The sequence below is a fragment of the Bacillus sp. JJ1521 genome, from assembly GCF_036965165.1.
In the GTDB taxonomy this organism is placed as follows: domain Bacteria; phylum Bacillota; class Bacilli; order Bacillales; family Bacillaceae_L; genus Ferdinandcohnia.
In genome coordinates this window covers 25987-32664 of sequence record NZ_JBALOX010000019.1, presented here as the reverse complement: position 1 = coordinate 32664, position 6678 = coordinate 25987, and the positions used below count along the sequence as shown (strand labels likewise).

The 6678-nt window shown below is 33.1% G+C and carries 5 protein-coding genes; 3 read left to right on the top strand and 2 right to left on the bottom strand.

Going from position 1 to position 6678, the window contains the following annotated elements; translation table 11 throughout:
* Positions 1-601: 601 nt before the first annotated feature.
* On the top strand, positions 602-1114 hold the full coding sequence (locus tag V7147_RS03955; RefSeq protein ID WP_335366563.1) for a LysR family transcriptional regulator substrate-binding protein: 513 nt from the start codon (positions 602-604) through the stop codon (positions 1112-1114).
* Between the two features lie 907 nt (positions 1115-2021).
* Here the strand turns inward: V7147_RS03955 and V7147_RS03950 are convergent.
* Both V7147_RS03950 and V7147_RS03945 read right to left on the bottom strand, forming a co-directional pair.
* On the bottom strand, positions 2022-2426 hold the full coding sequence (locus V7147_RS03950; RefSeq protein ID WP_335366562.1) for a polysaccharide biosynthesis C-terminal domain-containing protein: 405 nt from the start codon (positions 2424-2426) through the stop codon (positions 2022-2024).
* Positions 2427-2762: 336 nt separating this feature from the next.
* Positions 2763-3716, bottom strand: coding sequence for an NAD-dependent epimerase/dehydratase family protein (locus tag V7147_RS03945; protein ID WP_335366595.1), 954 nt, complete (start codon positions 3714-3716; stop codon positions 2763-2765).
* 490 nt (positions 3717-4206) lie between these two features.
* Here V7147_RS03945 and V7147_RS03940 point away from each other — a divergent pair, with 490 nt between their 5' ends.
* Both V7147_RS03940 and V7147_RS03935 read left to right on the top strand, forming a co-directional pair.
* Positions 4207-5679, top strand: a complete 1473-nt coding sequence (locus V7147_RS03940) for a glycosyltransferase (protein ID WP_335366561.1) — start codon at positions 4207-4209, stop codon at positions 5677-5679.
* 31 nt (positions 5680-5710) lie between these two features.
* Positions 5711-6646, top strand: a complete 936-nt coding sequence (locus V7147_RS03935; RefSeq protein WP_335366560.1) for a hypothetical protein — start codon at positions 5711-5713, stop codon at positions 6644-6646.
* Positions 6647-6678 lie beyond the last annotated feature (32 nt).

Genomic DNA, 6678 nt, shown 5'->3' with positions numbered 1-6678 from the left:
CCGCCACATCGGAAGCCACAGCCTCCACAAAGCCTGCTCATCGTATGCAGGTCTTGGCTTTGATGATCCAGAGGAACTAACTGACCAACTTGGTAAGGGTCGATTGCCAACCCTTGTAGCTCATTTTGTAACATTTTATTTCTTTCCTCCCCATTGTAATTATTTTGGTTAAACATGAATAAAGAGTGGAAAAGTCAATGCCAGTTCTGTGTAAACGAAATCATTAGTTACGAAGTGTACTCTCTTTAACAAGTTATGTTTTCTTTTAGGTCTCTGTTACTAATCATCGAGCCTATTTATTTTTCCCTCCAATTTTTATCTATTGTTTTTATCCATGGAATGGTTATGTTTCTTTCTGCCGGTGGATAAACGACCGAAACAAAATAAAACTTCAGGAGGAACATACAACATGAAAACAGCAAAAACCAATAGTAATTGTTACTTTTTAAAAGAAACCTTCTTCAATTCGATTGGCATATTGCTGTAAGAGCATTGGTCCTAAAATCTGGCTTGGGACTTCTTTTATATCTTCAATATTAAAAAAGGACAACTAAAGCTTGGCATAAACCCAATATTAGGTTAACATACCCTCTATAATATCGTGCCTGAATTCATTTTGAATTACCCTGGGATTGAAATCGAGCTGGTTGAGGAATCTGCGAATGATATGGAATCATTGCTTTTAAAGGGAAAAATTGATATTTGTTTAAACATGCTTCCTATATTTAATCAAGAAGTTGTCTGTGAAATCCTTTATGAAGAAAAACTATTTCTTGTTATTCCCCCTATCCATAACTATTATAATCCTGATAAGAAACCTATTGCCCACATTCCATTTAATCCCCATCTTTTGGACGGGGAAAAATTTAATTTACTAAAAAAAGGGCTTGGTTTAAGAAGACTCACAGATGAAATATTTAAAGAATACTCCATTAATCCTAATATTGTAATCGAAACGAAGAATATCGAAAGTGCATTCCGTTTAGCAAATAGAGGCGTTGGTTTAACAATTATTCCAGAGAGTACGGTTACCCGGGATAATATAATTACTGATTCTATTTACTACACTTTAGGAAACCCGGTTTATCAAGAATCATGTAGTGGTCAGTTATAAAAAAGGGGAATCCTTGTCTGCTCCAGCCCTTACATTCCTGAATATAGCAAAAGAAAAGTATAAGCAATTTTAATGTATGTCCCTATGAATCTTTAAGGGCACTTACATGAATACCGAACTCGTTATTATTTAAATCACACTGTACAGAATTATCCGAACGTTGGTCAGAAGATTTTATTTACTCTATTTAGAGTCTGCAAACATGTTACGAAAAAAATGAAAGAGGATGCTTCACAAAGGATCATCAGACCCTTGGAAACAACCTCCAATTAGGAATTTCAAAATAAATGTGAGTAAAATGTGATTTTTAAGGGTTCGGAGAGAATAAAAAACCTTCAACCCTTGATAAATCTACATTCACAGGCGTTTTATTACATCATGAAGCCCATTCATCAAGTAATAAAATAGAAGAAAATAGATTGATAGAATCATTGATTTAATGGGATTTTTAGACTGCATTTAAAATGTCCTAAAATAGAATAGAAAATGACGATGAGCAATTTTATGAGCAGTGGGTAAGGACTTTTTCCTTACCCTGCTCCAAACAAACTATTTTTAAACCGTATTTTTTACGTTCTTTTATTTATATGTTAAATATGAAGAAACTAAGAAATAAAATGATGTATTGAAAGCCTGATTTATCGGGCTTTTTTAATGTAGTATAAACTTAAATAAAATCCGTTTTATATGTTTCGTGGTCAGATTGTAGTCAAAAAAATTAAATATCACTATTGTTCTTAAAACACTCTTTTAATAATTCAATTGCACTTTCTTCTGTAGGATCATTCGTTCCCATTTCACCATGGAATGCTTTATTAAGTATGGATTGTTCTAATGTAAATCATTTAGAATAGTTAGTTATTTTTTATTACCAAAGTAGCCTAAAATTTAATTCATTTACTTATAGTTAAAGAATTTCCTCAATATATGTGTCAGTATCAGATTCACTGTACTCTTTTGATGACACAGCAAGAATAATCAATGGATCAATGTATTCGTTGTTAAAAGCGTGTACTATATAGGGAGGTATCTTTAGTACAACGTTGTCATCGGCAGACATATAAAACTCCTCACGTACCCCTTGAGACAAATCCTTCAAAGCCACCTTTGCTTTACCACTGATAACCGTGAAATACTCAAAGGTATTTTTGTGATAATGATTTCCTCTAACACTATTTTGGTTTGAGTAAAGTAAATATACTTCCCCAACTTCACTACTATCCGGTAGCTGACTTTTCTTGATTATTTTTTTTAGCATGCCTCTTTTATCTTGATACGGATCAATGTTGATAAATTCACCTAATCTCCCCATAAAAATCACTTCTTTCCGAAAAAATTTGTAGGAGCAAAGCTAAACCTACCCAAGATATCCCACGCAAGCTTCTGCTAGTGCCATTTTATTCAGCATTCTGCGACCGACCATCTAGTACAATGGATATTTCCATCAACTAACTATAACCTTATGGAGGAATATTGATGAACCATGCCATAATGTTTCTTCATCACGACAAGCTCGTTGTCCCATATAGGATATATCGTCGTTATATTTTTCTAATGTGAGAATGTTTCAGTGGTTGGGTCCTCATAAATTTCACTTGTGGGAGGGATAAAAAGCTTTCAGTATTTTTATTTCTTCCGAGGTCATATTTTACATATATTTTTCTTTGTTTCTTTCATACCACTGTATTGTTCTATCCAGACCTTCATCAAAACCTATTTTAGGCGTCCATCCTAATAATTTTTGTATTTTACTTATATCAGGGTGGGGCTTCCATACTTCTCCTGACCTGTAGGGGACAGCTCCATAATTAGGTTTCTTAACAGTTTCCATTTTTTCAAAAACTTTGTCAACATAGTATTTTAAAGGATGGATTATTCCAGTACCTATATTAAATATCTCGTTTTTTACCGCATCATTTTGAGCAGCCAAAGCAAAACCATCGATGAGATTCTCTATATAACAATAATCTCTGTATTGCTCACAACCTGTTAAATCAACATCTTTATTATTTAGAATTGATAAGATAATATGGGGGAAAAACTTATGATTTCCTTCATTTTCTCCATAAACCCCATAAGCCCTTAAAGTAACGATATCAATATTGTTTTCTCCAGCAATTTGGTGTGCCAAAATTGTACTAGCAGCTTTAGTACTTCCATAAATATTGAATGGTTCTAAGTGAGTATTTTCTTTAATTATTTCTTTTTTATCTCCATACTCCATACACGTACCGATATTTAAGAACTTTTTACATCCAACAGAAATCAAAGTATTTATCATGTTCATTGTGCCTATGATATTAGTATTAGCAGCAATAAAATAATCTTTTTGTCTTGAATCAACACCGTAAGCCGCCATATGAAAAACATAATCAGGTTTTATTTTTCTGATATAGACATCTATTTTTTCAGAGTCCCTTAAATCAGCCCGATGAATTTTAATGTCTTTTAAATGACTCTCAATCCGCCATAAATCGGATCCTTCTCTTACTATAATATTTACTTCAGCATTTTCCTCAACCATTCTTCTAACGAGGTGGGATCCTATAAATCCGCTAGCTCCGGTAATTAACACTCTTTTATTGGTAAAAGCACCTGTCACAGTACACATCTCCACTTCTTTACAATTTAACCCATGACCTATATTAGCCCATTGTTCATTGATTATTTGAAAATTTTTCATTGTTTCAATACATTGCCAAAACCCCTCATGTTGATAAACTGTCAATTGATTATCCCGCAATAGTTTTCTTAATGGTTTATTTTCAAAGATTGGTTGATCATTATCGATGTGTTTTCATATTGTCAATTAATACTATGTGTATAAAGGCAAAATGCTAATGGAATTTCCAAAAAACGGGCCCCTATTAAAACTTATGATTGTACATGGGTATTGTCGTAACATTTTTTCTCCAACAACATATTCTAAATTAGTTAACTGATACAAAGGTGAAGGTTTAGTTAAAAACTAGAGTGTTTTAAGAAGAAATCATTACTTCTTGATGCACTAATAACCAAGGGCTGCATTTAGGAAGAAATATTACTTATGTTAAATAAGTACTATACTTACGCTATTAAGGGGTGTTAAGGTTTTGACACACTACTACTGTTCAACCTATAGTAAGGATTATATTTACAAGGGACTGGTCTTATATAATTCACTACAAAAACATGATAAGGACTTTCATTTCTTTATTATATGTGCTCAGGATGAAGTGAAATACTTATTGGAAAAAATGGAACTGAGTAACGTAACACTGATAAGTATGAAAGATGTAGAAAATGATGATTGGGAATTGGCAAATATAAAAAGTACACGCAATGATAAAGAATATATTTGGACGAGTAAGGCATCGATATTGTTATACCTATTAAATCACTTTTCTGAGCTGGACCATATTATATGGTTGGACGGTGATACAGCCTTTCTCTCAGATCCCCAACCCATATTTGATGAGTGGGGCAATTACTCCGTATTTCTAACAGAAGAGCAATATAAAGGAGAATATGAATGGTTAAGTAAGATATATGGAGTTTACAATACTGGTTTTATGGGATTCAAAAGAGATCAAAATGCGCTTCGATGCCTCCAATGGTTTAGAGAAAAATTGATTGACTGGTGCTTTGATAAACCTGAAAATGGCAGATGGAGCGACCAGATGTACGTAAATGATTGGGTAACAAGGTTTGATAATGTTGGTGTTGCAGGGAACCTTGGAATTAACGCCAATCTGTTTATTTTATCTCAAAATACGGTTACCAAAGAAGATGAAAATCTATATATCAATGGAGATAAACTACTATTATTCCATTACTATGGATTCAAATATTTTAATGGAAATGAGTTTGATTTATGTGCGCATGGCCATTTCCCCACTGATCAGATTATACAATGGATATTTGTTCCTTATATCCAAGCGTGTAATGAGGTAATGGATATCATTTCTAATATTGATAAGGATTTTTATTATAAACAGACTCCAAACGGTAGAATCATTAAAAATTATTTCAATCTGGCGAGTAATGTAGATGGATACGAGGACAAATATAACTACTGTATAATCATCAGTGAGAAAGACTTGTCTGAAGGCTTGGAATTTTACAATTCTCTAAGAATGCATGCAAACGAATTTCGTCTCTGGATATGCTGCTTGGATGATATCACCTATAATACACTGGTTAATATGGAATTAGAAAATGTAATTCTAATAGATATTAAGAATATTGAGGATCAGGAACTTTTAAATGTCAAGAATACTCGCAATGCATCTGAATACTGTAGAACTTTAAAAGCACCATTGATATTTTACATTTTAAAGAACAACTATAATATCCGCTATATGATATATGTTGATCCGAACGCTCGTTTTAATTCTAATGTGACAAATGCATTCAGTAAGTGGAAGGAAAATCCTGTTTTCATTTGGAAGAACGAAATGGATCAGGATACTCAACAAGAGTATGGAGTCAATCTGACAAGCTTAATAGGATTCAAACGTGAGAAAGACGCATTCAATTTCCTTTGGATGTGGAGAGATAAAAGTATTAAAAGGTCTAATGATTAAGTTCAAATAGGTAGGAGGATTGAATACAAGTATGGAATTCTATCATTTTTGCACTATTATTGGAAAAGAGTATTTATTAAAGGGTCTAGCTCTACACGACTCCTTAGAAAAGCACGCAAAGAATTTTCACCTCTGGATATGCTGCTTAGATGATATTTCTCAACAATTCCTCAAAAGGATGAATTTAAAGAATGTAACCATTATTCCATTAGAGAGTATCGAAGATGAGCAGCTTCTTTCCGTAAAAAAGTCTCGAACATCACATGAGTATAGTTTTACTTTAAAATCCCCCTTTGTCCTATATCTCCTGAATAACTATAATTTTATTAACTCCATAATGTATATTGACGGGGATTTATATTTCTACTCAGATCCAAAATCGATCCTTAATCAATGGGGAGATGGTTCCATTTTTATTTGCGAACAAAGACTTGCCAAAAATATTGAAGATTCAGGCACATATCAGGCAGGGTTAATTGGCTTTAAGAGAGATTCAAATGCTTTTCAATGCCTTGAATGGTGGAGAACGAAGTGTTTGGAATGGTGTTTTCATTGGCATGAGGAGGATCTTTGGACAGACCAAAAGTATTTGAATAAATGGCCTGAGCTGTTTTCAGGTGTTATAATATCAAACAACCCAGGAATCAATATAGGACCATGGAATGAAGGAAATTATGAAAGTACCCCAGAATTTAACGCTAGTGACAGTGAGGTATATATCAATAATCAAAAACTGGTTGTTTATCATTTTAGCGGTTTTGCAATAATAAACGAGCTTGAGTTTGACTTATGTTATTATTCTCGGGTGAACGAAGATACTATAAATCATGTTTACATTCCCTATATAAAAGCAATTCAAAAAGCTATCAAGAGGGTTAAGTCCATTGATGATACTTTCACCTATGGATTTTTCGAAAAGTTAAGCAGAGAAAAAGCTATACATTACTATAAATATAGCAACAACTGAACAGGACTATTTCTCTTTTTACAATAAATGAG

What these genes read in the sequence shown, in the direction of transcription:
- V7147_RS03950 (WP_335366562.1), bottom strand. Translation starts at nt 2,426, where the DNA reads ATGGGGAGATTAGGTGAATTTATCAACATTGATCCGTATCAAGATAAA.
- V7147_RS03935 (WP_335366560.1), top strand. Translation starts at nt 5,711, where the DNA reads ATGGAATTCTATCATTTTTGCACTATTATTGGAAAAGAGTATTTATTA.